Source organism: Vibrio sp. Y176 (assembly GCF_033438945.1).
Genome location: NZ_JAWOQS010000097.1, coordinates 1 through 1,165 on the forward strand (window position 1 = coordinate 1; position 1,165 = coordinate 1,165).

At 47.5% G+C, this 1,165-nt stretch carries 1 protein-coding gene and 1 pseudogene; both read left to right on the plus strand.

Annotated elements, in window-relative coordinates:
- On the plus strand, positions 1 to 875 hold an 875-nt coding region (locus R7O13_RS24325; RefSeq protein ID WP_318304863.1), incomplete at its 5' end, for an ATP-binding cassette domain-containing protein.
- Positions 868 to 1,165 (plus strand): annotated as a pseudogene (locus tag R7O13_RS24330) (cysteine/glutathione ABC transporter ATP-binding protein/permease CydC); the annotation flags it as partial. The gene R7O13_RS24325 and the pseudogene R7O13_RS24330, both read left to right, overlap by 8 nt.

Sequence of the window (1,165 nt, forward strand, 5' to 3'; positions counted from 1 at the left end):
GAGATCTCGGCACTTTCTATCACGCGAAGCAACAAGCGGTGGGCGCTGCCGAAAGTATTGTCGAGTTTCTTGAACTAGAGGTAGATCAAGTGAAAGATGGAACTCAATCTCTTGAACAGAACACGCCAATTCAAATCGAAGCTCAAGATTTGGTTGTTTTCAGCCCTGAAGGCAAACAATTGGCTGGCCCTCTGTCATTTTCATTGGAAGCCAATCAAAGCACTGCGCTTGTTGGCCCAAGTGGCGCAGGTAAAACCAGTTTGGTTAATACCATTCTTGGCTTTATGCCATACAAAGGCAGTTTAAAAATTAACGGCTACGAGTTGTCTCAACTTGATCTATCGACTTGGCGCGAAGCTGTCAGCTGGATTGGTCAAAACCCAATGTTATTGCACGGCAGCATTCGTGATAACGTCACGCTTGGTAAACACGACATTCCAGACACACAAGTGAATACAGTGCTCAACGATTCTTACGCAGCTGAGTTTGTTGAAATGCACGGCCTGGATTACGCAATCTCTGACCGTTCAGGCGGTTTATCTGTAGGACAAGCTCAACGTCTTGCACTTGCGCGAGCAATGCTACAAAACGGCCGTTTCTGGTTGCTTGACGAACCAACAGCAAGCTTAGATGCGCGCAGTGAAAAACTGGTGATGGAAGGAATTAATAAGTATACCCAATCCACCACTAACTTGATGATCACTCACCAACTTGCGCCTTTGCAAAACGTTTCACAAATTCTCGTGATGCAAGATGGTCAAATCGTACAACGTGGCGACTACGCTACCCTAGCCTCACAAGAAGGTTTGTTTAAAGACATGTTAGCTGCCAACCTAGCGCAGCGTGAATCAGACAAGGGGAACCTAGATGCGTGATTTACTCCCTTATCTAAAACTGTATAAAAAACATTGGTTCGGTTTGTCACTGGGTATGCTATTGGCGTTCCTAACACTTGCTGCATCTGTTGGCTTGCTCACTCTGTCTGGTTGGTTTATCTCCGCAGCAGCAGTGGCTGGTTTAACCGTTGCGCGTGAAACCTTCAACTACATGCTGCCAGGTGCTGGCGTGCGCGGTGCCGCAATGGCACGAACAGCTGGCCGTTGGGGTGAGCGCGTTGTAAGCCACAATGCGACATTTAAGTTGCTAACAGACCTGCGCATCTTCT